The organism is Brachybacterium sp. B718/18 (assembly GCF_055454375.1).
Map to the genome: position 1 here is coordinate 1 of NZ_JBVDDO010000001.1, position 24,103 is coordinate 24,103.

At 73.9% G+C, this 24,103-nt stretch carries 21 protein-coding genes; 11 read left to right on the forward strand and 10 right to left on the reverse strand.

From position 1 onward, the window contains the following. Window positions 1-91 precede the first annotated feature (91 nt). The 5 genes from ACZCAH_RS00005 (at window position 92) to ACZCAH_RS00025 (ending at window position 6,095) form a co-directional block, all read left to right on the forward strand. Window positions 92-928, forward strand: a complete 837-nt coding sequence (locus ACZCAH_RS00005; RefSeq protein ID WP_464339793.1) for a glycosyltransferase — start codon at window positions 92-94, stop codon at window positions 926-928. 119 nt (window positions 929-1,047) lie between these two features. Next, a complete protein-coding gene (gene glf, locus ACZCAH_RS00010; protein WP_464339136.1) occupies window positions 1,048-2,205 on the forward strand; it encodes a UDP-galactopyranose mutase in 1,158 nt (385 codons plus the stop codon). A 53-nt stretch (window positions 2,206-2,258) separates the two neighbouring features. Next, window positions 2,259-4,388: a glycosyltransferase gene (locus tag ACZCAH_RS00015; protein ID WP_464339137.1), complete on the forward strand. Its 2,130-nt coding sequence runs from the start codon at window positions 2,259-2,261 to the stop codon at window positions 4,386-4,388. Continuing rightward, window positions 4,385-5,311 carry an ABC transporter permease gene (locus ACZCAH_RS00020; RefSeq protein WP_464339138.1) on the forward strand — a complete coding sequence of 309 codons (927 nt, stop codon included), beginning with the start codon at window positions 4,385-4,387 and terminating at the stop codon, window positions 5,309-5,311. The genes ACZCAH_RS00015 and ACZCAH_RS00020 overlap by 4 nt, the downstream gene beginning before the upstream one ends. A 13-nt stretch (window positions 5,312-5,324) precedes the next feature. After that, window positions 5,325-6,095 carry an ABC transporter ATP-binding protein gene (locus ACZCAH_RS00025; RefSeq protein WP_464339139.1) on the forward strand — a complete coding sequence of 257 codons (771 nt, stop codon included), beginning with the start codon at window positions 5,325-5,327 and terminating at the stop codon, window positions 6,093-6,095. 32 nt (window positions 6,096-6,127) lie between these two features. Here ACZCAH_RS00025 and ACZCAH_RS00030 read toward each other — a convergent pair whose 3' ends face one another. Both ACZCAH_RS00030 and cofE read right to left on the reverse strand, forming a co-directional pair. Beyond that, window positions 6,128-6,808, reverse strand: coding sequence for a TIGR03089 family protein (locus ACZCAH_RS00030; RefSeq protein ID WP_464339140.1), 681 nt, complete (start codon window positions 6,806-6,808; stop codon window positions 6,128-6,130). Continuing rightward, window positions 6,805-7,881 carry a coenzyme F420-0:L-glutamate ligase gene (cofE, locus tag ACZCAH_RS00035; RefSeq protein ID WP_464339141.1) on the reverse strand — a complete coding sequence of 359 codons (1,077 nt, stop codon included), beginning with the start codon at window positions 7,879-7,881 and terminating at the stop codon, window positions 6,805-6,807. The genes ACZCAH_RS00030 and cofE overlap by 4 nt, the downstream gene beginning before the upstream one ends. A 129-nt stretch (window positions 7,882-8,010) precedes the next feature. On the opposite strand from cofE, the gene ACZCAH_RS00040 reads away from it, so the two are divergent. From ACZCAH_RS00040 to ACZCAH_RS00050, 3 genes are read left to right on the forward strand one after another with little or no spacing between them, the layout of a single operon-like run. Continuing rightward, window positions 8,011-8,310, forward strand: coding sequence for a WhiB family transcriptional regulator (locus ACZCAH_RS00040; RefSeq protein ID WP_464339142.1), 300 nt, complete (start codon window positions 8,011-8,013; stop codon window positions 8,308-8,310). Between the two features lie 12 nt (window positions 8,311-8,322). Then, a complete protein-coding gene (locus ACZCAH_RS00045; RefSeq protein ID WP_464339143.1) occupies window positions 8,323-11,739 on the forward strand; it encodes a glycosyltransferase family 2 protein in 3,417 nt (1,138 codons plus the stop codon). After that, a complete protein-coding gene (locus tag ACZCAH_RS00050) occupies window positions 11,732-13,342 on the forward strand; it encodes a DUF5719 family protein (RefSeq protein ID WP_464339144.1) in 1,611 nt (536 codons plus the stop codon). Before ACZCAH_RS00045 ends, ACZCAH_RS00050 begins: the two co-directional genes overlap by 8 nt. 30 nt (window positions 13,343-13,372) lie before the next feature. On the opposite strand, the gene ACZCAH_RS00055 is transcribed toward ACZCAH_RS00050, so the two are convergent. Beyond that, window positions 13,373-13,828 carry a metallopeptidase family protein gene (locus tag ACZCAH_RS00055; RefSeq protein WP_329745161.1) on the reverse strand — a complete coding sequence of 152 codons (456 nt, stop codon included), beginning with the start codon at window positions 13,826-13,828 and terminating at the stop codon, window positions 13,373-13,375. 90 nt (window positions 13,829-13,918) lie between these two features. Between ACZCAH_RS00055 and ACZCAH_RS00060 the strand changes: the two genes are divergently transcribed. After that, complete coding sequence (locus ACZCAH_RS00060) at window positions 13,919-14,299, forward strand: DUF3499 domain-containing protein (protein ID WP_464339145.1); 381 nt, start codon at window positions 13,919-13,921, stop codon at window positions 14,297-14,299. Continuing rightward, on the forward strand, window positions 14,292-16,004 hold the full coding sequence (locus tag ACZCAH_RS00065) for a phosphomannomutase/phosphoglucomutase (protein ID WP_464339146.1): 1,713 nt from the start codon (window positions 14,292-14,294) through the stop codon (window positions 16,002-16,004). The genes ACZCAH_RS00060 and ACZCAH_RS00065 overlap by 8 nt, the downstream gene beginning before the upstream one ends. Before the next feature lie 78 nt (window positions 16,005-16,082). On the opposite strand, the gene ACZCAH_RS00070 is transcribed toward ACZCAH_RS00065, so the two are convergent. Then, the gene (locus ACZCAH_RS00070; RefSeq protein WP_464339147.1) at window positions 16,083-16,931 is read right to left on the reverse strand and encodes an RDD family protein; all 849 of its coding nucleotides are present in this window, start codon (window positions 16,929-16,931) and stop codon (window positions 16,083-16,085) included. 118 nt (window positions 16,932-17,049) lie between these two features. Here ACZCAH_RS00070 and ACZCAH_RS00075 point away from each other — a divergent pair, with 118 nt between their 5' ends. Continuing rightward, entirely contained in the window at window positions 17,050-18,045 is a 996-nt protein-coding gene (locus ACZCAH_RS00075; protein WP_464339148.1) for a stage II sporulation protein M, read from the forward strand. 47 nt (window positions 18,046-18,092) lie between these two features. Here the strand turns inward: ACZCAH_RS00075 and ACZCAH_RS00080 are convergent, their stop codons facing one another. The 6 genes from ACZCAH_RS00080 to ACZCAH_RS00105 form a co-directional block, all read right to left on the reverse strand. Beyond that, a complete protein-coding gene (locus ACZCAH_RS00080; RefSeq protein WP_464339149.1) occupies window positions 18,093-18,587 on the reverse strand; it encodes a DinB family protein in 495 nt (164 codons plus the stop codon). 200 nt (window positions 18,588-18,787) lie between these two features. Then, window positions 18,788-20,086 (reverse strand): DUF58 domain-containing protein, encoded by a 1,299-nt coding sequence (locus ACZCAH_RS00085; protein ID WP_464339150.1) that lies wholly within the window; start codon window positions 20,084-20,086, stop codon window positions 18,788-18,790. 35 nt (window positions 20,087-20,121) lie between these two features. Then, on the reverse strand, window positions 20,122-21,117 hold the full coding sequence (locus ACZCAH_RS00090; protein ID WP_329747864.1) for an AAA family ATPase: 996 nt from the start codon (window positions 21,115-21,117) through the stop codon (window positions 20,122-20,124). Beyond that, a complete protein-coding gene (locus ACZCAH_RS00095; RefSeq protein ID WP_464339151.1) occupies window positions 21,114-22,316 on the reverse strand; it encodes a DUF4350 domain-containing protein in 1,203 nt (400 codons plus the stop codon). The genes ACZCAH_RS00090 and ACZCAH_RS00095 overlap by 4 nt, the downstream gene beginning before the upstream one ends. After that, window positions 22,313-22,978, reverse strand: a complete 666-nt coding sequence (locus tag ACZCAH_RS00100; RefSeq protein WP_464339152.1) for a DUF4129 domain-containing protein — start codon at window positions 22,976-22,978, stop codon at window positions 22,313-22,315. Before ACZCAH_RS00100 ends, ACZCAH_RS00095 begins: the two co-directional genes overlap by 4 nt. Beyond that, a complete protein-coding gene (locus tag ACZCAH_RS00105; RefSeq protein ID WP_464339153.1) occupies window positions 22,975-24,084 on the reverse strand; it encodes a glycerophosphoryl diester phosphodiesterase membrane domain-containing protein in 1,110 nt (369 codons plus the stop codon). The genes ACZCAH_RS00100 and ACZCAH_RS00105 overlap by 4 nt, the downstream gene beginning before the upstream one ends. Window positions 24,085-24,103: the final 19 nt, after the last annotated feature.

The following is a 24,103-nucleotide window of genomic DNA, read 5'->3' on the forward strand; positions in this document are numbered from 1 at the left end:
TCTCGCGATCCTCCTCGGCGCCCTGGTCTCGAGCGCCTTCTTCGTCGCCGCCGGGTCGGCCCGGGGCGGCCCGCCCGACTTCGCCCTCCTGATGCCCCTGTGGGGCCGTGACCTGCCCGAACGGGTCGAGCTCGCGCTCGCCTCGGCGACCCGGGAGCAGGAGCTCGCGCCGACCCTGCTGATCCTCACGATCGACGGCCCCCTCCCGCCCGCGCTCGAGGCTCTCGTCGCCCGGGTCGAGGCCGGCGAGTTCGGTCCCGCCCGGGTGCTGCGGCACCCGGCGCACCGCGGTGTCGCTGCGGCCCTGCAGGACGGTCTGCTGGCCTCTCCGTACGAGCTCGTCGCGCGGGCCGATGCCGACGACCTCTGCCGTCCGGACCGCTTCGCCCGACAGATCCCGGTCGCCGCGGGCCTCGCCCCCGCGGCGCCGGGGCAGGTCCCTGCGCCGCTGGACCTCGTGGGCGGGGCGATGCGGGAGTTCAGCGATCGGATCCCCGCGGGCACGGGGCCGCTGCGCAGCCGCCCCCTCGCGCACGACGAGATCGTCGACTATCTGCGCACCCACTCGCCTTTCCACCACCCGACGGTGGTGCTGCGCCGCTCCACGGCCCTCGCCGTCGGCGGCTATCGGCACCTCCCGTTGCTGGAGGACTACTACCTGTGGGAGCGCATGGTGCTCGGCGGTGCGCGCACCGCGAACCTGGCCGAGGTGCTCGTCGACTACCGGGTCGACGAGCAGCTCTTCGTCCGCCGCGGAGGCTGGACCCTCTTCTCTTCCGACCTGGTGCTGCAGCGCCGGATGCTGCTGGACCGTGTCATCGGCCCCGGTCAGCTGCTGCGCAACCTCGGGATGCGCCTGGTGTACCGCTTCGCCCCCGGCTGGGCGCGGCGCCTGGCCTACCGCCGCTTCGTCGAGTCCCGCGGGTGAGTGCATGAGCACGACCACACCCGTCGGCGCGCCGGGCGGACGCGCCATCGCGCCCCATGCCCTCCGCTACTGTGAGCGGGTCCCCGGCGGACCCTCCGCACGCTTCGAAAGGACCCCCCGTGTCGACTCCTGATCTCCTCATCGTCGGCTCCGGCCTCTTCGGCCTGACCATCGCCGAACGGGCCGTCGCCCAGCACGGCGCGAAGGTGACCATCATCGACCGCCGGTCGCATCTGGGCGGGAACGCCTACTCCGAGGCGGACGAGCACACCGGGATCGAGGTCCACAAGTACGGCGCCCACCTCTTCCACACCTCCAACAAGAAGGTGTGGGAGTACGTCAACGGCTTCACCTCGTTCACCGGCTACCAGCACAAGGTGTATACGACGCACCGCGGCGTGGTGTACCCGATGCCGATCAACCTCGGCACCATCAACCAGTTCTTCGGCGCCGCCTACACGCCCGACGAGGCCCGTGCGCTGATCGCCGAGCAGGCGGGGGAGCTGGCCGGCACCGACCCCGAGAACCTCGACGAGAAGGGCATCTCGCTGATCGGCCGCCCGCTCTACGAGGCGTTCATCAAGAACTACACCGGCAAGCAGTGGCAGACCGATCCCCAGGACCTGCCCGCGGGGATCATCTCGCGCCTGCCCGTGCGCTACACCTACGACAACCGCTACTTCAACGACACCTACGAGGGTCTGCCCGCCCAGGGCTACACCGCGTGGCTCGAGCGGATGGCGGATCACCCGAACATCGAGGTACGCCTCGAGACGGACTACTTCGACACCGACCAGCCGCTGAACAAGGACGCCGTCCGCGGGCAGCTGCCGGTGATCTACACCGGCCCCATCGATCGCTACTTCGACTACTCCGAGGGCTCCCTCGGCTGGCGCACCATCGACCTGGAGACGGAGCACCTCGAGGTCGGCGACTTCCAGGGCACGTCGGTGATGAACTACGCCGACGCCGAGGTCCCCTACACCCGCATCATCGAGCCCCGCCACTTCCACCCCGAGCGCGACTACCCGACCGACCGCACCGTGATCCAGCGCGAGTACTCGCGCTTCGCCGAGTCCGGGGACGAGCCGTACTACCCAATCAACTCCGGGGGCGACCGCGAGACCCTGCTCGCCTACCGCGGGCTCGCCGACGCCGAGCCGCGCACCCTGTTCGGCGGGCGCCTCGGCACTTACCAGTACCTGGACATGCACATGGCCATCGGCGCCGCCCTGTCCATGGCCGACAACAAGCTGCCCGAGCTGCTGCGGGCCTGATCCGCCCGACCCGCCGCGATCGGCGGGCCAGCCGAGAGTCGACGAGGAGCACCATGAACGTCACCCCCACCTCCGCCCCCACCTCCGCCGGGGCGACCCCGCAGCGCCTCCTGCAGCGCCTGCTCCTGCCCGGTGAGGCCAGCCCCGATGTGGTCCCGCTCTACATCGAGGCGGGCGACGCCCGCTCGGGCGCGACCGGCGGCTCCTTCGGGCTCGGCAACGCCTCGGAGGGGCGGGCCAAGGACCAGGCGCAGTCGAGCCACGCCGCCCTCGCCCAGGTCGACATCAGCGAGATCAGCGAGCGGCATGCCGCCCGCATCCCCGCGCATCAGATGCGCTCCTTCGGCACCTACTTCAACGCCTTCCCCGCGAGCTACTGGCGCCGCTGGACCCCGGTGCGCGCGATCCGCCTCACGATCCGCACGGCCGGCAGCGGCCACCTCGTGGTCATGCGCTCCACGGCCCGCGGCACCCTGCAGCGCCAGGAGTCGCGGACCGTCTCCGGGGCCGGCGAGCAGGTCTTCGAGCTGCCGCTGACCGCCTTCGGCGACGGCGGCTGGTACTGGTTCGACGCCTATGCGGGCGACGACGACCTCGCGATCCTCGGCGCCGACTGGACAGCCGACGCCTCCGCGGCCCGCACCGAGGGCACCTTCTCCATCGCGATGACCACGATGAACAAGGTCGAGTACGTGCTCGACAACATCCGCACCCTCGCCGCCGAGCCCGTGCTGCGCGGGCTGCTGGACGTGATGTACATCGTCGACCAGGGCTCGGACCGCCTGAGCGACCACCCCGAGGAGCTCGCGCCGCTGCAGGCGGAGCTCGGCGAGCAGCTGCGCATCATCGAGCAGGGCAACATCGGCGGCTCCGGCGGGTTCTCCCGCGGCATGTACGAGGCCGCGACGGCAGGGACCTCCACCTACGTCATCAACTGCGACGACGACATCGTGATGGAGACCGAGTCGCTGCTGCGCATGGTGACCTTCGCGGACTTCGCCACCCGGCCCACCATCGTCGGCGCCCACATGTTCGATCTAAACAACCGTTCGGTGCTGCACACCTTCGGCGAGGTGGTCGACCCCTGGCGGATCCAGCCCGCGCTCGCGAACGCCGAGGCCGAGTTGGGCCACGACTTCGCCCAGGACCCGCTGCGCTCGACCCCGTGGCTGCACCGCCGCGCCGACGTCGACTACAACGGCTGGTGGGGCTGTCTGATCCCCACCGAGACGGTGCGCGCGATCGGCCTCAGCCTCCCCGTGTTCATCAAGTGGGACGACGCCGAGTACGGCCTGCGCGCGAAGAAGGCCGGCTACCCGACCGTCTCCCTGCCCGGTGCGGGCGTGTGGCACATGAGCTGGGTGGACAAGGACGACCTCGTCGGCTGGCAGGCCTACTTCCACGAGCGCAACCGCATCATCACCGCGCTCCTGCACTCCCCGTACGCGCGCGGCGGCCGCGTGGTCAAGGAGTCGCAGTTCATGGATGTCAAGCACCTGATCTCCATGCAGTACTACACCGAGGCCGGCCGCCTCATGGCGCAGAAGGACGTGCTCGAGGGCCCCGAGGCGCTCCACCCGTCGATCGGGACCAAGCTCCCCGAGATCCGCGGCATGGCGAAGGCCTTCGCCGACGCGGTCACGAAGAAGGACCAGGACCACTACCCGGCGGTCCACGTCGACAAGCCCCCGCGCAAGGGGCGTCCCTTCACCCAGCCGCACCGCCTGATGCTCCCGCTGTGGACCGCGAAGACCCTGGTCAAGCAGGTCGCGCTGCCCCCTAAGCCCCGCGCCGAGGAGAACCCGCAGGCGACGATCGCGCACCTGGACGCGAAGTGGTGGCGGCTCTCCGCCTATGACAGCGCGCTGGTCTCCAATGCGGAGGGCACCCAGATCGCCTGGTACAAGCGGGACCCCCAGCAGGTGCGGGAGATGCTCGCCTCCGCGATCCGCGCCCACCTCGACCTGCACCGTCGCTGGCCCGAGCTGCAGGCGCAGTACCGGGAGGCGGCGGGTCGGATCACCTCTTTCGAGGCCTGGGAGCGGACCTTCGCCGCCAACCCGGCGCCGGTGCGCGAGGCCGACAAGGCCTCCGGGGCGCCGTCGGCCGACGCCGCTGCGAACGGCACCGGATCGCCGGCCGCCGCGGACGGCGCGACGACGGGCGGGAGCCCGGCCGCGTGAGCGAGCCCGGATCCCGGCGTGCCGCCCTCGCCCCGAGCCGCGCCGAGCAGCAGGAGGGCTGGCGCGCCCCGGGGCAGGACGCCGGATGGCTGAACCCGATCCGCGAGCGCTTCCTGCTCGCGCTGCTGGTGCGCAAGGAGCTGCGCGTGCGCTACCGCGGCAGCGCACTGGGGATGCTGTGGAGCTACGTCAAGCCCGCGGTGCAGTTCATCGTCTTCTACATCGCGCTCGGCGTCTTCCTGCAGCTCTCGAAGGGCACCCCCGCCTACGCGGTGTACCTCTTCAGCGGCATCGTGGTGGTGAACCTCTTCGGCGAGGTGTTCGGCAACGCGACCCGGTCGATCTCGGGCAACGCCCCGCTGGTCTCGAAGATCTACCTGCCCAGCCAGCTGTTCCCCTGGTCGAGCATGATCGTGGCCCTGGTCCACTTCGTGCCGCAGCTGCTGGTGCTGGTCGTGGGCGCGCTGCTCTTCGGCTGGCTGCCCTCCCTGACCTCGCTCGTCGCCTTCCTCCTGGGGATGGTGATCCTGCTCGTCTTCACCATGGGCCTCGGCATGCTGACCGCCGCCCTCAACGCGGCCTTCCGCGACGTCGAGAACTTCGTGGACCTCATCGTGATGGTCGCGACCTGGCTCTCGCCGGTGCTCTACCGGATCACCATGGTGGAGGAGGCGATCGGCGGCACGATCCTGTGGTGGCTGTACCAGCTGAACCCGCTGACGATCGTGGTGCAGCTCTTCCACACCGCGTTCTGGCGGTATGCGGGGCCGGTCGTCGAGGCGGTGCCCGGCGATCCGACGCTCGCGAGCCCGGGGGAGCCCTTCGGCCTGTGGTGGGCCGGCCTGCTGATCGCGGTCGTGACCTTCGTGATCGGAACCGTCGTCTTCGAGCGGTCGAAGCGGCGCTTCGCCCAGGAACTGTGAGAGGAGTCCCGCGATGAGCCCGAACCTGCAGGACGTCCCCGCCTCCGCCGCCGTGCCCACGGAGCGCGAGATGGTCCGCGTCGAGCACGTGACCAAGCAGTTCGCGCGGCGCCACGACCACTCCCTGAAGGAGCTGGTGTTCTCGGCGCTGCAGCGGAAGAAGCTCGCCGACACCTTCCGGGCCCTGGACGACGTCGACCTCACCGTGCACGCCGGGGAGACCGTGGGCCTGATCGGCTTCAACGGCTCCGGCAAGTCGACCCTGCTCAAGACCATCTCGGGGGTGCTCTTCCCCGACGAGGGCCGCGTGCTGCTGCGCGGCCGGGTCGCGGGGCTGATCGAGGTCGGCGCGGGCTTCCACCCGGATCTCTCGGGCCGTGAGAACGTCTACCTCAACGGCGCGATCCTGGGGATGAGCCGCGAGCAGATCGACGCCAAGTTCGACGAGATCGTCGCCTTCAGCGAGATCGAGGACTTCATCGACACGGACGTGAAGTACTACAGCTCGGGCATGTTCCTGCGGCTGGCCTTCTCCGTCGCCGTGCACACCGAACCGGACATCTTCCTCGTCGACGAGATCCTCTCCGTCGGCGACGAGCCCTTCCAGCGCAAGTGCCTGGCCCGCATCCGCGAGCTGCAGGAGGCGGGGCGCACCATGGTCGTCGTCTCCCATGAGCTGGAGATGCTCGAGCGGCTCTGCACCCGCATCGTGGTGCTGCGCTCGGGGAAGATCGTCTTCGACGGCGACCCCGTCGAGGCGGTGCGCACCCTCCGCGAGGGCTGATCCCGTGACGTGACCGGTGGGATATGTGAGGGTCAGCCGCGGCCGGTGACGCTCTCGTCGGCGGCCTGACGGTCCGACACGGAGGCGGCGGGGGCGACGATCCCGCCCCCGGCCGACCAGGCAAGGAGCAGGGCCGGCACGGCCTCGAGCCCGTCCCCCTCGACCAGAAGCCGCGGCGTCTCTGCACAGTCCGCAGTGTTCGCCGTGCTCGCCGCGGGCGCCGGGCCGCTCCAGGCGGGCAGCGTCACGGCGAGCCGATCGGAGCTCCCGCGCACCTCGAGCACCCAGTCCCGCACCAGGGCCGGCAGCTCCCCGTCGAAGCGGGGCGCGAGGGAGACGGGCCGGAGGGCGAGCACCTCGTCGGCCCGGGCGGCGAGGTCGCTGTCGGGACGGTCGGTGACCACCACCCGCGGGTCCTCGGCCTCCGCGGGACCCCGGGGCGTGACGACCACCTCGGCTCCCAGGGACCAGGCGGCCAGCGCGAGCACCAGGCGCTTCCAGTGCGGGGGGAGGTCCAGGACCACGAGCTCGCCCTCCTCGAGCCCGACCTCGTCGTGCAGGTGCCCGATCGCCTTGATCACCCAGTTCGCGAGCACGTGTCCGGACAGCTCGATGCGGGCGACCTCGCCGTACCAGGCGAGGGCAGGGCGCGGGCCGCTGCGCTCGAGGGCCTCGAGCAGGGCGAGTCCGGAGGCGGCGGCGGAAGGGGTCATGGTCGGGGATCCTCGGGGGCTGGGCGGTCGATCAGGACGGCGAGCGGGGGCAGCGGGACGGAGAGGGACTCGGCGCCGAGCGCGGTGCGGATCCGCTCGGCGAGTCCGCCTGCCGCGATCCAGGATGACGGATCGTCGCCCGCCGGGACGACGTGCAGCGCTCCGGGCTCCCTCCTCACGGACGGCTGCGCGGCGTCGGCCGCCCCCTCGTTCCCGCGGCGGGGGATCCGGGCCACGTGGATCGCCCTCTCGATCCGCTCCTCGTCCGGCTCGGGCGACATCCGCGCGATCGGCTCCTGCTCCTCGGTCAGCCCGAGGGCGACCCACACCGACTCGAGGCTGGGCCGACGGAACCAGTCGTCCGCGCCGGTGCGGGACAGCTCCCGGGCGGGGACGTCGGTCGCGTCGGCCCCGGCGACGCCGCGCACCAGGGCGGCGGGCACTCCGCTCGCCTTGCCCTTGACGAGGTCCGCGGCGGCCGCGAGCTCATCGGCGAGGTTCCGCACGGTGACGGTGAGGGGGCGACCGTCGGCGTCGGTCCCGCCGCGGAGATCCTGCAGGGCGCTGATCCCGGCGGCGCCGAGCGCGATGTCGGTGACGCCCACGCGCCACACCCGGGAGGAGGTGTCCGTGAGCACCACGCCGAGGCGGAGCCCGAGCCGCGCGCGCAGGCCCTCGTGGAGTGCGCGCGCCTCCGCATCGGGATCCTCCGGCAGCAGCAGCGGGCCGTCGGGGGCGTTGGAGCCGTCGACGCCGGCGGCGGCCATCACCGGACCGGAGGGGATCTGCACGACGGAGGTGACCACGCGGGTGTGGCGACGGCGGGCGACGGTGCGGACGGCGGCCGCGCGGACCGCCTCGTCGCGCCGGGCGGGATCGATCCGCAGCCCGTGCGCCTTCGAGACGATCTTGGTCGAGACGCACAGCACGTCCCCCTCGCGGGGCGCGAGGGGCTCGAGGCCGGCGGCGAGGAGGGCGGCGAGGTCCGCGCCCTCGCGGACCTCGCCGATCCCGGTGACCGGGATCACCTCGACGGGCTGGGGCGGCTGGGGCGGACGGAGGGAATCGGACATGGGCCCTCCCGGGCTGTGATCCGGACCCGATGCGCTGCACGACGCGCCGGAGCCGCTTGACGGGGCATAACTACACGGGTGTACTTTAAGCGCGCAACAGGCGACCATGCAGTGGAAGGGGTGGCGGCGATGGACGAGGACCTCCTCGAACAGGGCGCGCGGGCCGAACTGTCCCTGCTCGATCTCGGGGGACAGGGCGGCGACGAGGCCGAGCTGTCGTGGCAGGAGCGCGCGCTGTGCGCGCAGACGGATCCGGAGGCGTTCTTCCCCGAGAAGGGCGGCTCCACGCGCGAGGCGAAGAAGGTGTGCGTCTCGTGCGAGGTGCGGGCCGAGTGCCTCGAGTACGCGCTCGAGAACGACGAACGCTTCGGGATCTGGGGCGGACTCTCGGAGCGCGAGCGGCGCAAGCTCAAGCGCCGGGCGGTCTGACACCCTGACCTGGTGAGCGATCGACATGTCACCGCCGTCGTCCTGCTGAGCCGGGCGACGACCGAGCCCTCTCTCCGGGCGACGCTCACCGGAGCGCAGGAACAGAGCAGGCCGGTGGACCGCCTGGTCACGGTCGCCCCCCAGGATCTTGCGGAGGACTGCGTCGCGCTGCTGCGCGACGAACGCTCCGCGGGTGGGCTCGACCATGTCCTGACCGTGCCCGCCGGGGCCGCGCGGACGGCCGCGCTGCGCGCCGTGCTGCGTCTGCTCGCCGAGCTCGACGAGGTCGACGTGGCGCGCGAGGACTCCGACGCCACATACCCCGCAGATCACGCGGAGCACGCGGCGAGCTCCGCACCCGAGGCGAGTTCCGGAGAGGCTCCGGCCTCGCGCGGGCGCCGGGCGAGCGACATCGACCCGGACGCCGTCGAGCGCGAGCGCACCCAGGAGCTCGCGGCCCTCGCCCAGGTGCCGGTGCGCCTGCGGGAGGACGGACCGCGGACGGGACGCCGTGCCGGCCGCAGCGCCGAGGACGAGAGCTGGCTCTGGTGCGTCGTGGACGGCTCCACGCCGGGTCTCGACGCGCTCGAGGCCCAGCTGGAGCTGGTGGCGGAGTCGCCGACCACCGCCGTCGTCGGCACCAAGCGCGTCGCGCCCGCCGCCCCGTCGACGGGGGTCGACCCCGCCGCGGAGAACGCCGTGATCCGCACCGCTGAGGAGGCGGATGCGCTGGTCGACGTCGGGCTGACGCTCACCCATGGCGGCCGGATCATCACCGGGGTCGACGCCGGCGAGGTCGACCAGGGGCAGGCGGACTGGCGGCAGGACGTGCTCGCGGTCCCCCTCGCCGGAATGCTCGTGCGGGAGTCGACCCTGCGCGCCGTCGGCGTGCTCGACCCCGACCTGCCCGGTCCCTGGGCCGAGATCGACCTGTGCCGACGGGTGTGGCGCGGCGGCGATCGCGTCGCCGTGCAGTCCCGAGCACGCACTCTCCACCCGCTGCCCACGCGCCCGCGACTCGAACGGCTCCAGGAGCAGCGGACCGGTCAGCTGCTGCTCCTGCTGAAGCACCGCTCGCTGTTCGCGGCGCTGCTCATGATCCTGCTCTCGCCGCTGTCCGCGCTGCTGCGCGCGGCGGGGGCGATCGCCGCCTCGGAGCCGCGGCGGGCGGGGGCCGAGCTGCGGGCCTGGGCGGGCATGCTGCGTCGGGCGCCCCGGGTGCTCCAGCGCGGCCGACGGGATCGCCGTCTCGCGCGTGTCCCCGCCCGGCGCCTCGCCCCGCTGTACCTGCCCCGCGGCGAGGCCGCCCGCCGGCGGTTCGAGGACCTGGCGACCCGGTTGCTGGCCGATGACGACCGTCGGCGGACCATCCGCCGCACCACCTGGGGCATCGCGGGCACGCACCACGGCCAGGACGACGCCGACTTCGGCCGGCACGCGGTGTGGACCGCCGTGGTCGCCCTGCTCGCCACGGTGCTGGGCCTGGTCGCCCTGCGCGGCCTCTTCGGGCGCGGCGAGCTGAGCGGTCCGGCCCTGCGCTCCCTGCCCGACGACCTCGCGCTGCGCTGGCAGGTCGGCTGGTCGGACTGGATCCCCGGGGGTCTGGGGGAGCGCGGCCCCGCCGACCCGCTGCTCCGCGTGCTCGGGAGCATTCCCGTGCCCGGATCGTTCCTGGTCGAGGCGCTGATCCTCACCGCCCTCCCGCTGAGCGCCCTGCTGTCCTGGTGGGCGGCGGGGGCCATCACCCGGGCGGTCGGGGCCCGGCTCGCCCTCGTGGTGGCCTGGACGCTCGCGCCCTCGCTGCTGAGCGCCCTCACGACGGGGGCCTGGCCCCTGCTGCTGGTGCACCTGCTGCTGCCGCTGCTGGCGCTCCTGATCGGGCGCGCGATCGGTCTGCCCCACAAGGCCTCGCAGGCCAGCCCCGCCGCGGCGGCGGCCGGTGGGCTCGTGCTGCTCGTGATCGGTGCCGTGACTCCGGCGCTCGTGCTGCTCACCGCCCTCGCGCTGCTGCTGATCCTCCCGGCCGTTCCCGGTCGCCGCCGTCGACTCGCCCTGGTGCTCGTGCCCTCCCTCGCGCTGCACCTGCCCTACCTGCCCCAGTACCTCGGCCATCCGGGGCTGCTGCTCTCCGTCGGCGGCATGCCGCTCGGCGGGGACCTGCCGGAGAGGGCCGAGCTGCTCGCCCTCTGGCCCGTCTCCCCGGGAGTCCAGGCGGTCCTGGCCCCGCTGGTCGGGGAGATGGCGGCGTTCTGGCTCCCGCTCGCGCTGCCGCTGGCCCCGATCGTCCTCGGCGCCCTCGCGGCACCCTTCCTCGCCGGCCAGGCAGGGCGTGCGGGGCGCTTCGGGCTGCTCCTGGTGGCGACCGCCCTCGGCGCGGCGCTGCTCGCGCTGGAGCTCCCGGCGGGCCTCGGCGGCGAGCTGCTCGTGCCCTTCCCGCCCCATGCCCTGCTGAGCGCCGCGCTCCTGGCGCTGTGCGTCGGCGCCGCCGCCAGCTTCGACGCTCTCGCCCGGCGGGAGGAGGGGGAGTCCCGTGCGCGTCGTCCCGCCACCGTCGTGCTCGCCTCCCTCGTCGCCGCCTGCTGCGTGATCGCGGTCGCGGGATGGACCCTGCTGCTCCCCGGGCAGCTCCGCGTGGACCGGACCGAGACCGGCGACGTGCCTGCGGCGGCGGCCGATCAGGGGCGCACCGAGGCGAGGTCCCGCGTGCTGAGCCTGTCGCAGGAGGACGACGGCTCGGTCGCGGCCCAGCTCGTGGTGCACGGCGGCGACTCCGCCGTGCAGCACGCCGCGATCCTCGACCAGCGCGACGTGGCCGCGGCCCGAGCCGGGGAGGTGGACGCGGATCCGGCGAGCACGGTCCTGCGCGACACCGTCGCGCTCATGCTCTCCTCCGGGGCGGATCCGGCGGAGGCCGACGCCCTCCGGGAGGCCACCGCCTCGCTGGCCGTCGCCTACGTCGTGGTCGAGGGAGATCCCGTGGAGCAGCAGGACCTCATGGCCACCCTCGACGCCTCCTCGACCCTCGAGAAGGTCACCGAGGGGACCCGCGGCGGCATGTGGCGGGTGGTCGACTCCGCCCCCCGCGCGGTCGTCACGGGGTCCGAGGGGAGCATCGCCCTCGCGAGCGAGGCGATCGACGTGAGCGGACGGGTCGAGCCCGCCGCGGAGGAGCGCACCGTCATCCTCTCCGAGCGGGCGGACTCCGGCTGGCGCGCGAGCGTCGACGGCACCGCGCTCGAGCCGACCACGGTCGACGGCTGGGCCCAGGGCTTCGTGCTCCCGGCCGGTATTGGAGGCGAGATCTCGATCGAGCGCGCCCAGCCGCTGCTCCTCGCCGAGCGCCTGCTCCTCGGAGCTGCCGTGCTGCTGACCGTCCTGATCGCCGTGCCCTGGCGCCCTCGCGCCCGTGCCGAGGAGATGTATGGCTGAGCCGACGCCCCGACCCGACCGTCCCGGGCGCCGCGGCCCCGCGCGCCCGCTCCTGGCCCTCGCCGCCCTGCTCCCGCTCGCGGCGGCCGTCGCGGCGGTCTCCACCGTCGACCCGACGGAGCAGGCCCCGGTGACCCGCGCCGTCTCCACCGCGCAGCAGGGCGGCGAGACCCTCGCCTGCGCCGGCCCGCTCTCGCTCCCCGAGGCGCTCCTGGAGGGCGGAGGGGACGCCGAGCTGTCCGTCACCCCGCCCTCGACGACCGTCGGGCTGCGCACCGTCTCCCTCGAGCCCGACTCCTCGGTGCTCTTCGGGACCGTGAGCGCCTCGTCCACGCTCCAGGACGACCAGGGGCGGGTGCGCACCCCGTCGATCACCGCCTCCGACGCCGAGGGCACCGTGCTCTCCGATGCCTACGCCGCAGAGGACCTGGGCGTCTCCGTCCAGACCCTGACGGACCTCGAGACCGCCCCGAGCGTGCGCACCGAGACCTCCGAGGCGGGGCTCCCGGTCGCCGATGCGGTCCAGTCCACCTCCACGACCAGCGGCGACTACCGCTCCCTGGTGACCTCCCGGTGCGGGGCGGCGCAGACCGACGCGACCTTCCTCGGGGTCTCCACCGAGACCGGCGACAGCTCGGTGCTGGTGCTGCGCAATCCCACCACCCGCCCCGCGACCGCCTCGGTCCAGGTGTGGACGGCCGACGGCCCTGCCGCGATGCAGGGCCGCAGCCAGGTCGTCGTGGCACCCGGCGCCGAGGAGACGGTGCTGCTGGAGTCCGTGGCGGCCGGGGAGGCGGCACTCGGCGTCGACGTCTCGGTGCTCGGCGCGCCCCTGCAGATGCACGTCCAGACCACCGAGCGGGACGGGCTCACCCCCGGCGGAGCCGAGATCCAGCAGCCCCTCCCCGCGGCCGACGAGCAGCAGATCATGACCGGCGTCGAGACCGCCGGGATCGCCCCCGTGCTGACCCTCGCCAATCCGAGCGGGGCGGACACCCGCGCGCGGGTGCGGGTGCTCGGGGCCGACGGACCCCTCGATGCGGCCGAGGTGCCCGAGGTCGAGCTGCCGGCCGGCGCCGTCGTCCAGGTGCCGCTCGAGGACCTCCCCGCCGGGACCTGGAGCGTCGAGGTGACCGCCGAGGACCCCGTGCACGCCGTGACCCGCAGCTCCCAGGCGGGCGCGGACCTCGCCGGCGACACCGTGAGCAGCCCCGTCGACTTCACGTTCGCCGTCGCCGCCCCCGCGATCGGCACCAGCGCCCTGCTCGGCCTCCCCCCCCAGGGCGCCGCGGGGGTGCTGTCCCTGACCGCGACGGAGGACACCGCCGTCACCCTCGTCCCGCTCTACGCCGACGGCACCGCGGGAGAGCCGGTCGAGGTCGAGGCCGCCGCCGGAACTGCCGTGGGCGTCACCGACGAGCCGCTGCGCCGCGGGGCCGAGAAGCCCGCGGCCGTGACCGTCGTCCCCGACGTCCCCGGGGTGCTGCACGCGAGCTGGACCCAGCGCGAGAACGACGGCACGGGCGGGGTGCTGCTGTCCTCGCTGCCCGTGCTGCCCGCCCGGCTCGGCGCGAACGAGGTCACGGTCCGCCTCGCGGACTGACCGGGGCGCGGCGAGCGCAGCGCGCGGTGCTCAGTCCTCCCAGGCGCCGGGGTCGACGTCCTCGGGGGCGATCCCGAGGAGGGATCCGACCTGCTCGCTGAGCACCTGGCGCACGAGGGCCTCGAGGTCCTCCTCCGAGGCGCAGCGGGTCTGGATCGGGCGTCGATAGAGGATCGCGCGCGGCGGGTGCTCCCGGGTGGCGGGGAGGGCGCGGCCGAGGAGCACCGCGGCATCCTCCCACGGTGCCGGATCCGTGGGCGGGACCTCCTCGACGAGCACCCGCAGGTGTGCGAGGCGGCGGGGGAAGCGCTCCGCGAGCGTGGCCCCGGACTCCGCGACGAGGTCGTCGAAGACCTCCCGACGGGTCCGGTATCCGGGCAGGTGCGGGGGGATGAGATCGAAGCGACGGCCCCGCCCGTGACGGTCGCGGCGGCGCGCCGCACGACGGGGACCGGGGGCGCCGGGACGGAGCGGCTCGACATCCATGGAGCGCACTCTAGTGCCCCGGGAGGGGACGGTTCCGGGCCGGGCGCGTCGGCCCGCGGGGCGCACCGGGCACTGCGTACACTGCTGGACGTGCCAGCTCGCGAATGCTCCCGGACCGCCTGCTCGAACCCGGCGGTCAGCTCCCTGACCTTCGTCTACGAGGATTCCACCGCTGTCCTGGGGCCGCTCTCCCGCACCAGTGAGCCGCACGCCTACGACCTCTGCCGCAACCATGCCGCGCGGATGACCGCCCCTCGCGGGTGGGAGCTGCTGCGCGTCGCGGGCGGGGAGGGCGTCAGCGACGACCTCGTCGCCCTCGCCGATGCGGTCCGCCGCACCGAGGCGCCGCTGCCCGCCGGGACGCGGGCCCCGTCGGCCCGGCCCGCCGCCGCACCGGCGAGCCACCGCGCCCCCGCCCCGGGCCGAGAGGCAGCCCGCCACCTCCATGTGGTGCGGGGCGGCGATGACTGAGGTGCAGCGTCCCGTCGCGGACCTCTCCGCGATCGTGAAGGCCTACGACGTGCGCGGCGTCGCCGGCGAGCAGCTCACCGTCGAGGTCGCCCGGGCGCTCGGCGCGGCCTTCGCGGACTTCCTCTCGGGCGACTCGATGATCGTCGCCCATGACATGCGGGTCAGTTCTCCGGACCTGGCGCGCGCGGTGATCGAGGGCGCCGTGCGTCGCGGGGCGATCGTGGCCGATGCCGGACTCTCCTCGACCGATCAGCTGTACTGCGCCTCGGGGCTGCACCGCGCGGCGGGCCTGATGATCACCGCCTCCCACAACCCGCCGGCCGACAACGGCATGAAGCTGTGCCTGCCCGGCGCCCGCCCGATCAGCCGGGCGACGGGACTCGACACGATCCGGCGAGCGGCCGAGGCGTACCTCGAGGCCGGCGAGATCCCCGAGCACGGCGAGGGCCGGGCGGAGGACCTCTCGACCCTCGAGGACTATGCCCGCACCCTGCGCGGTCTGGTGCCGCTGACAGGACGCCGACCCCTGCGGGTGGTGATCGACGCGGCCTCCGCCATGGCCGGTCACACGGCCCCCGCGGTTCTCGGGGAGCTGCCCTCCCTCGAGATCCTGCCGCTGCACTTCACCCTCGACGGCACCTTCCCGCACCATCCCGCGGACCCGCTGGACCCCGCGAACCTCGAGGACCTGCGCCAGGCCGTGCGCCGCGAGGGTGCGGACCTGGGCCTCGCCTTCGACGGGGACGCGGACCGCTGCGTGGTCGTCGACGAGACCGGCACCCCCGTTCCGCCCTCGGCGATCACCGCACTGATCGCACAGCGGGAGATCGCCCGCGCCCGCGCCGCGGGGGAGGAGCGGCCGGTCGTCCTCGCGAACCTGGTCTCCTCCCGGCACGTCGCCGAAACGGTGCGCGCCGCCGGCGGGGAGGTGCTCCGCTCCCCGGTCGGGCACTCCCTGATCAAGGCGCTGATGGCCGAGCACGGTGCCGTCTTCGGCGGCGAGCACTCGGCCCACTACTACTTCCGCGACTTCTTCTCCGCCGACTCCGGCATGCTCGCCGCCCTGCACGTGCTGGCGGCCCTCGAGGAGTTCGACGGCCCGGCCTCCGCGCTGGTCGCCGCGCACAGCCCCTATGCGGCCAGCGGTGAGATCAACGTCCGCCACGAGGACCCGGCCGCTGCCCGGTCCCGCGTCGAGCAGGAGCTCGGGGCGGATCCCGCGGTCGAGGCGGATCACCTCGACGGGCTCACGCTCACGCGATGGGACGACGGGGCACCGGCGGAGGAGCGCTGGTGGCTCTCGCTGCGCTCCTCCAACACCGAGCCGCTGCTGCGGCTGAACGTCGAGGCCGCCACCCCCCAGACCCTCGAGCGGGTGCGGGACACCGTCCTCGCGCTGCTCGACCAGCATTCGGGGGACGCCCCCGACCAGGAGGCACCCATGGCGGACACGCCGCTCCCCGAGACCGCTCCCGCCGACGGGGCCGGGCACGACGCCGCTCACGCCGCCGCGCTCCCCGACGGGCCGAGCGGCGCGGACGTGCCCGGCTGGGTCCGCGCGCGCCTACGCTGCCCCGACTGCGGGGGCGAGCTGCGGGACGTCGAGACGGCGCTGCAGTGCTCGGGCTGCCACCGGGTCCATGCGGTCGAGGGCGGGATCCCCGTGCTCATCGCGGGGCGTGCCGAGGCGCCGAGCACCCGCTGAGGAGCGCTCTGCGCTGACGCGGACCGGGGGCCCGAGGCCCCGCTGAGGAGGGCTCTGCGCCGACTCGGGCATCGCCCGTCAGCTGCTGAAGGGCACCGCCCGCACCTCCGCCGAGAGTTCCCGCTGGCGCTCCTGTGCGCGACGCAGGCGGATCTCGTCCCGGCGCGACCGCTCGGCCAGCACCGCGGCGAGGAACTCCTCGGGATCGGTGCCCGGTGGCGGCGCGGGGGCCACGTGCGGCAGGGTCCGGGAGAGCAGGTCCCGGGCGAGCTGCCGACGGGACTGCGGATGGATCGCTTCGGCGCGCGGCAGGAACGAGCGGATGTCCTGCAGCAGCGGGAGGGGCAGGCGTCCGACATCCGCCCCGTGCGCCCAGTCCCGCAACGAGTCGGGCACCTCGGGGCGGCGTGGCTCGAGGGCTCGCATGCGCTCCTGGATCACCATCGTCCCGGCGAGCAGATCCCCGATCCGGCGCCCGCGACGATCGATGACCGCGCAGGTCAGAGCCAGCGCACCGGCCGTCGACCAGATCTCCAGCATCGCCATCAGCGCGCGCAGCAGGCTCTGGCGGACGTGCACGGGACCGCCGTCGAGGCGCACCACGCGGGTGCCCACGGCGAGCCGGCCCACGGAGCGTCCGTGCAGCAGCAGCTCGCTGAGCACGGGGAGGCCCACGTACGCGCCGACGGAGACCAGCACCACGGCCGCGGCGATCAGACCCTCGTCGAGGTCCTGCCGCACGGCGAGGACGGCGACCGCGACGAAGCCGGCGACGAGCAGCGCGAGGGTGATCGCCCCGTCGATCGCCCCTGACAGCATGCGCACTGCGAAGGACGCCGGCCGCAGATCGAGCAGCACGGCGTCGCCGGTGATGAGCGCGTCGCGGTCCGTGCCGCTCACGGCGGCCGCCGCCCCGGTGGTTGCCATGCGCACCATCGTCGCAGAGGCCGCCGCGGCCCAGGAGCATCGAGGGTCGGCTTCCGGCACCTTCGAGGGCGACTTTCGTCGGCCGCCCGTGCGGGGAGGCCCGCCCTACCCTGGGGCGGTGGACACCGACGCCTTCATCGCCGTGCACCGCCCGCAGTGGGATCGCCTGCGGGAGCTCACCCGTGCCCGCTCCCTCTCGGCCGCGGAGATCGAGGAGCTGATCGCGCTGTACCAGGAGACCTCCACGCATCTGTCGACGGTCCGCTCCACCGCCCCCGATCCCGCGCTCATCTCGCGGCTCTCGCTGCTCGTGCACCGGGCGCGGCTGCGGATCACCGGGGCACGGGTGCCGCTGTGGCGGCATGCCCGGGAGTTCTTCTGGAACGACCTACCGTCGGCGCTCTTCCAGTCGCGATGGACCGTCGCGCTCGCGTCCGCGGTCTTCCTCGTCTCCGCGGTGATTGCGGGGGTCTTCTTCGGCACGGATGAGCAGGCGCGGGCCGCGGTCCTCCCAGAGGAGGCGCAGCGCGCCCTCGTCGAGCACGACTTCGTCGCCTACTACTTCCAGGGTGAGGCCTCGGGCTTCGCCGCGCAGGTGTGGACCAACAACGCCTGGATCGCGATGCAGGCGGTGGTGTTCGGCGTCACCGGCGTCTGGCCGATCGTGATGCTGCTGCAGAACGGCCTGAACGTCGGGCTCTCGGCGGGCGTGATGGGCGCCCACGGCGGTCTCGGCACGTTCTTCGTGTTCATCCTGCCGCACGGACTGCTCGAGCTGACGGCGGTGATGGTCGGCGCCGGGGCCGGGCTGCGGACCTTCTGGGCCTGGGTGCGTCCGGGGCCGATGCCCCGCTCCTGGGCTCTGTCGCAGTCCGCCCGGGCCCTGATCACGATCGGCATCGGCCTCGTGCCGGTGCTGCTGGTCTCCGGGGTCGTCGAGGCCTTCGTGACGCCTTCGAACCTGCCGCCCGCCGTGAGGATCGGAATCGGCGCGGTGCTCTGGATCGCCTTCCTGGTGTTCATGCTCGGACGGGGACGCCAGGCCCACCGGTCCGGGATCACCGGTGACCTCTCCGACGAGCTGGTGGGCGACCGGGTGCTGACCGCGGGCTGAGCCAGGAGCGGCCGGGATCCGTCCGGTCACCGGTCCCGGGAGCAGCGTCAGCGGCGGGCGGCGAGGATCTGCTCGCGCAGGATGTCCGCGTGGCCGGCGTGCTGGGCGAGCTCGCGCAGCACGTGCAGCAGGATCCAGGGCACGGGGAGCGGACCGCGGCGGTTGCCGGACCAGATCTCCTCGCCCGAGAGATCCGCGATCACGGCCTGTGAGGCCTGGCATGCGGCGCGGTGAGCGGCGCGGATCGAGGCGATCGTGTCCGCCGGCTCGAGGACGAAGGAGTCTCCCGCGTTCTCGGGGAGGCCGAGGGCGCGTCGCGGCGTGCCGGTGCGCGCCTCCTCGAACCAGACCCGCTCGACGAAGGTCGCGTGCTTGACCAGCCCCAGCAGCGTCGTCCGCGAGGGGACGAGACGGCGGCGGGCCTCCTCCTCAGTGAGACCGTCGAGGCTCGCGGCGAGCAGGTCCCGGTGCTCGTCGAGGAACTCGGCGAGCAGGGCGATGGGGTTCGCCGTGCCGGGAGAGGTGCTGTCGGGCGTACTCATGGGCCCAGTCTGCCCGCTGCTCGCTCCGCGGTCACCCGCGTGCCGTCGGCCCCCGCCGCATCGCCGCCGGCCCGCCGCCACCAGCCCCTGCCGCAGCCAGCGCCTGCCGCATGCGCTATGGCCTGTTTCTCAACCACTCTGAGACCGAAAGTGGTGGAGAAACAGGCCATCGTCGGAGTAACGAGCCCACCGGCCCGGCGCTAGAGCCGCCCGGCGGCCTTCAGCGCGAGATAGGTGTCGGCGAGGGCCTGCGGCGCGCGGTCGGGTGGAGCGTCGGCGACATGGGCGCCGACCCGCTCGAGGGCCTGGGCGAGGCCGTCGCGCTGGAGTCGGGCCTGCTCGGCGGCCGCCGCCCGGTACACCGCCTCCGCGTCGCCGCGACCGGCGGCGAGGGACTCGAGAGCGGGATCAGAGATCGAGGCGATCACCAGGGGATGGTCCCGCGCGATGCGGGCCGCGACGGGCAGCAGCCCGGAGTGGACCGCCGACTCCTCGACCGGGGTCACGAGCACCACGAGCGATCCGCGTCGAGCTCTCTCGGCGATCGCGACCGCGGCGAGCTCCCAGTCCGTCTCCACCATCGCCGGATCCACCGCAGCGGTCGCGATGACCATGTCGCTGAGCACCCGGCTGCGGGTCGAGCCGAGGACCGACACATGGGGGATCCGGTCCAGGCACAGCAGGTCCACCCGGTCCCCGGCCTGTCCGGCGAGCGCGGTCAGCAGCAGCGCCGCGTCGAAGGCGGCGTCCAGGCGCGGCGCGTCCCCGAGCCGCGCCGCGGAGGTGCGGGAGGTGTCCACGACGATCAGGACGTGCCGATCGCGCTCCGGGCGCCACGTGCGCACCACCACGCTGCGCCGCCGCGCGGTCGCCCGCCAATCGATCGAGCGCACGTCGTCGCCGTCGACGAAGTCCCGCAGGGAGTCGAACTCGGTGCCCTGGCCTCGCTGATGGATCGCGGCGAGACCCTCGATCTCCCGCAGGCGGCGCACCCGCGAGGGGAGATGCCGACGCGCGCCGAAGGGATGCAGCGCGAGCAGCCGCCCGGGGGCGTCGACCGCGGCGGCGCGCCGGGCCAGGCCGAGCGGTCCGCGGGAGGCGATCACGAGCGCCCGCGAGGAGTGCTCCCCGCGGCGCGTCGGAGTGAACCTCTGCCGGATCCCGCGCCGCTCCCGGGCGGGGACGACGAGCGCGCTGCGCGGGGACTCGAGGCCCGCCGTCGGGTTCCAGGCGTCCCGCACCTCGAGCCGGGCCGCACGACCGCTCGGGTTCGTCAGCAGCAGCTGACCGGCGGCGCTCCCCCCGAGGCGCACCTGCGCCGGCGCCTCCCGACCAACGAGGAGCGAGCGCGGCGAGGGAGCGGCGAGCGCGTCGCCCAGCACCACCAGCGCCCACAGCACGAACAGCCCTACGACGGTCGTCCAGTGGGGCCACAGCACGATTACGGGCAGGCCGAGCAGCGCCGCGAGGGCGGCGCGCGGGGTCAGCGAGATCCTCATGGGCTCAGCGGTCCTCCAGACTCGGCGGGTCGCGCTCAGCGCGGCACCGGTACCGCGGCGAGGGTCGCAGCGAGCACGGACTCGACCTGCGTTCCCTCGAGCTCGGACTCGGTGGTCAGCCGCACGCGATGGGAGAGGGTCGCCGGGGCCATGGTCTTCACGTCGTCGGGGGTCACGAAGTCCCGGCCGGTGAGGTACGCCCAGGCCCGGGCGGTGCGTAGCAGGGCGATCGCGCCGCGCGGCGAGACGCCGAGCGCGAGGCTGGGGGAGCGACGGGTGGCCCGGCACACGTCGACGATGTACTGCACCACGGCGTCCTCGGCGACGACCCGCGCCACATCGGCCTGGGCGCGGTGCAGGGCGGGGACGTCCACGACCGGACCGAGGCCCATCGCCGCGAGATCGGAGGTGTCGAAGCCGTCGGCGTGTCGACGCAGCACGTCGATCTCGACGTCCCGCTCGGGCAGCGGCATGACGGCCTTGAGCAGGAAGCGGTCCAGCTGCGCCTCGGGCAGGGTGTAGGTGCCGTCGAACTCGATCGGGTTCTGGGTCGCGACCACCAGGAACGGATCGGGCAGGGGCCGGGAGGCGCCGTCGATCGTCACCTGGCGCTCCTCCATCGCCTCGAGCAGCGCCGATTGGGTCTTCGGCGGGGTGCGGTTGATCTCGTCGGCCAGCAGCAGGTTGGTGAAGACGGGACCCTCGCGGAACACCAGGTCGCTCGTGGTGTTGTCGTACACCAGGGAGCCGGTGATGTCGCCGGGCATCATGTCCGGCGTGAACTGGACGCGGCGCATGCGCACGTCGAGCGCGGCCGCGAGGGATCGCACGAGCAGGGTCTTGGCGACGCCCGGCACGCCCTCGAGCAGCACGTGGCCGCGGCAGAGCAGCGCCACGACGAGGCTCGTCACCGCGGCGTCCTGCCCGACGACTCCCTTGTGGATCTCGGTCGAGAGGCTCTGCAGGGCGGTGCGGGCGTCCTCCTCGACGGGCGGGCCGGACGGGGCGGGGGAGGAGCTGGGCTCGGTCATCGGTCGATCTCCTTCTCGAGACGGTCGAGATCCCGGGCGAGACGCACGAGCGCGTCGTCGCCGGTCACAGGGGTGGGGCCGAGCAGCGTGCGCAGCTGTTCGGGGGACAGGTCGGTGTGCGGGCCGACGGCGGCCAGCAGATGGTCGAGGGTCGAGGTGCGGCGCAGCCCCAGCCGGTCGGCGAGGCGGGTCGCGGTCGCGGCGCGCAGGGAGCGGGCGGCGGCGTCGGGGGCGCCGGCCCGCTGCAGCAGCCGGGCTCGGCCCAGCACGAGCTCCTGGGCGCGCACGGTGACCGGCATCGGCTCGACCACGACCGGTCCGAGCCGGTGGGACAGCGCGAGCAGGGCGAGCACGGCGGCGAGCAGGACCCACAGCAGGAGGGGCCCGGCCCAGGACGGGATGTGTGCGAGCAGGGTGCCCTCGGTCGCGGCCATGGGGTCGTTGGGGGAGGGGACGTACCAGCTCAGCGTGCCCTCGGCGCCGAGGGTGTTGAGGACCAGCGCCGAGTTGTCGGCCCGCCCCACGCCCGCGTTGGTGAGCAGATCGGCGCTGCCGAGCACGACGAGGCCGTCGTCCTCGGCGACGAGCGCCCAGTTGTCGACGGGGAAGCAGGTCCGGGCGCCCGCGCCCTCGTCGGTGCGGTAGAGGTACGCGGGCCCGCGCAGCGAGTCGTTCTCCTGCGGGATCTCGAGCATCCGTGCGCCGCCGGCGAGATCGCCGCAGCCCGCTCCGGGCTCGAGGAGCGCCTCGTCCCCGTGCATGCCCACGGGGTAGATGGCGGTGTCGAGCCAGGACAGGGCCTTCCCGTCGGGGGCGACCAGCACCAGCCGGCCCCCGCCGTCAGCGCGGGCCTCGTCGAGCAGCGAGAGCTGCTCTCCGGACAGCGCGTTCGGCTCCGTGACCAGCACGGTCCCGCCCCCGCGGAGGGCGTCGGCCGCGGCGGACGTGTGCCGATCCACGGTCACCTCGACACCGAGATCCCCGAGCACCTGCACCACGGCCTTCGACCCGCCGGCGGTGGGGGCGTCGGGCTCGAGCGGGCCGTCCCGGTAGAGACCGCGGGCGACGCTCGCGAGCACTGCCGCGAGCACCGCGAGCACCACCAGCACGGTCATCCACGGCCGACGTCGGGCCCTGCCTGGGGGCGAGGTGGGGGCAGGCGCGGTCCCGGCGCGCAGCGGAACGGATCCGACGCTCATGACCGGCTCCTGCGTCCGGCCCCGGTGGCTTCGGCGGCCCGGCTCAGGTCGGGGGAGGCTTCGGCGATGTACTCGGCCAGGCGCAGCAGGTCCTCGGCCTGTTTCGAGGAGGCGGTGCGCTGGGAGTAGGCGGCGGTGTCGAAGGCGGCCGCCGCGCGATCGAGGCGTCCCTGCAGGTCGGGGAAGGAGGCCGTGGCACCGCGGGCCGCCTCGTGCGCGGTCATCCCCGCGGCGACGTCGAGCAGGGTGCGCTCCTCGAGATCCCGCACCAGCGCGCGCAGTGCGAGGACGGTGCCGTCGTCGGTACGGCCGGCGTCGACCGCTCGGCGTGAGGCCGCGCGCAGCTCCTCAGCGCCGAGGACCGGCTCGGCATCGAGCTCGACGTCCACGGCGAGGGCGTGGCCGCGGCGCAGCAGACCCGTGCGCCGCAACACCAGGACCGTGGCCACGACCAGCGCGATCACGATCAGGACGGCGAGTCCGGCCTGGAGCGGCGAGGAGCCGTCGACCCCGTCGAGCATCCCCGCGAGCCAGTCCTCGAGGGTCTGCAGCAGCCAGGCGACGAAGCCCGGCGAGTCGTCGTACTCGCCCTTGGAGAGCTCCTCGAGGGTGCGCCGGCGCGCCTCCTCGGGATCCACGGGCACGCCGCCGGCGATGATCACCGGTCGCCCCCGGCGTCCCACGCCTCACGGGAGCTGCGGGTGAGCTCGACGTCCCAGGCCTCCTGCCGCATCCGGGCGTCGGCGTAGAGGGCGGCGATCGCCGCCGACTGGAACGGGGCGACCAGCACCGTGGCCACATAGCTGCCGAGCATCGTGAGGACGGTCAGGACCGCGATGCCGAGCACGAGCGCGGTGCCGTTGCTCGCGAGCAGGATCGCGATGTAGGCGACGAAGCCGATGGTCCCCACAACGCCGGCGATGATCTGCACCGCGAGGGACACGATGAGCAGGAGGAGGAGTGAGATCCCCAGGATTCGCCACAGGTTCCGGCCCCGGGTCAGGGCGAAGGCCCGCGCGACCGATCCGCCGATCCCCGTCCCCTCCACGACGAGAGCGGGGACGGCCAGGACGGTGCGCGCCCAGATCCAGATCAGCCCGAGGAGGCCGAGGAGGAGACCCAGGAGCACGGCGCCCACGGTGAGCAGGTTCGCCTCGCCCACCAGGATCGCCGGGAGGATGCCGAGTCCGAGCGGGACGGCGAAGACGATCAGCCCGATCAGCCCGACGAGCAGCGAGACCACGATGGCGGGCAGGGCGTTGCGGCGCAGGGAGGCGGTGAGGGCGGCGCGGTCCGGGCCCTGGCCCCGCGCTTCGCCGATCGCGAGCTCGGTGAGCGCGACCGTCACCAGCGAGGCCGCGACCACGCTCACCACGAAGGTGAGGACGTAGCTCGCGAGGGTGAGGACCAGGTCCCCCGCGGAGCCCGCACCGATCGAAGTCGTGGCGGTGGGATCCTCGAAGGCTGCCTGCATCTCGCCGATGAAGGGGATCATTCCCGCGCCCGTAGCGAGGGTGATCACCGCGTGGGAGACTCCGTGGACGATCGCGGCGAGGCTCAGCGCGGTGCGCGCGCGCAGGCGGTAGATCCGCACCGCGGCACCGAGGATCTCGCCGAGTCCGAGGGGGCGGAGCGGGAAGAGCGGCAGGGACACGGCGAGCTCCCGCTGTGGTCCCCGCGCCGGCGTCCCGGGCGCGGGAGCAGGCACCTCCGCAGGCGGTGAGCCCCCCGCGTCGGCGGCTCCCGGTGCGGTCCATCCGGTGGTCATGGGTCCTCCTCGAACGATC

Excerpts from the sequence above, each read along its gene's own strand:
- ACZCAH_RS00005 (WP_464339793.1), top strand. The coding sequence starts at position 92 with ATGCCCCTGTGGGGCCGTGACCTGCCCGAACGGGTCGAGCTCGCGCTC.
- ACZCAH_RS00015 (WP_464339137.1), top strand. The coding sequence starts at position 2,259 with ATGAACGTCACCCCCACCTCCGCCCCCACCTCCGCCGGGGCGACCCCG.
- ACZCAH_RS00025 (WP_464339139.1), top strand. The coding sequence starts at position 5,325 with ATGAGCCCGAACCTGCAGGACGTCCCCGCCTCCGCCGCCGTGCCCACG.
- ACZCAH_RS00030 (WP_464339140.1), bottom strand. The coding sequence starts at position 6,808 with ATGACCCCTTCCGCCGCCGCCTCCGGACTCGCCCTGCTCGAGGCCCTC.
- cofE (WP_464339141.1), bottom strand. The coding sequence starts at position 7,881 with ATGTCCGATTCCCTCCGTCCGCCCCAGCCGCCCCAGCCCGTCGAGGTG.
- ACZCAH_RS00040 (WP_464339142.1), top strand. The coding sequence starts at position 8,011 with ATGGACGAGGACCTCCTCGAACAGGGCGCGCGGGCCGAACTGTCCCTG.
- ACZCAH_RS00050 (WP_464339144.1), top strand. The coding sequence starts at position 11,732 with ATGGCTGAGCCGACGCCCCGACCCGACCGTCCCGGGCGCCGCGGCCCC.
- ACZCAH_RS00055 (WP_329745161.1), bottom strand. The coding sequence starts at position 13,828 with ATGGATGTCGAGCCGCTCCGTCCCGGCGCCCCCGGTCCCCGTCGTGCG.
- ACZCAH_RS00065 (WP_464339146.1), top strand. The coding sequence starts at position 14,292 with ATGACTGAGGTGCAGCGTCCCGTCGCGGACCTCTCCGCGATCGTGAAG.
- ACZCAH_RS00070 (WP_464339147.1), bottom strand. The coding sequence starts at position 16,931 with ATGGCAACCACCGGGGCGGCGGCCGCCGTGAGCGGCACGGACCGCGAC.
- ACZCAH_RS00080 (WP_464339149.1), bottom strand. The coding sequence starts at position 18,587 with ATGAGTACGCCCGACAGCACCTCTCCCGGCACGGCGAACCCCATCGCC.
- ACZCAH_RS00085 (WP_464339150.1), bottom strand. The coding sequence starts at position 20,086 with ATGAGGATCTCGCTGACCCCGCGCGCCGCCCTCGCGGCGCTGCTCGGC.
- ACZCAH_RS00090 (WP_329747864.1), bottom strand. The coding sequence starts at position 21,117 with ATGACCGAGCCCAGCTCCTCCCCCGCCCCGTCCGGCCCGCCCGTCGAG.
- ACZCAH_RS00095 (WP_464339151.1), bottom strand. The coding sequence starts at position 22,316 with ATGAGCGTCGGATCCGTTCCGCTGCGCGCCGGGACCGCGCCTGCCCCC.
- ACZCAH_RS00105 (WP_464339153.1), bottom strand. The coding sequence starts at position 24,084 with ATGACCACCGGATGGACCGCACCGGGAGCCGCCGACGCGGGGGGCTCA.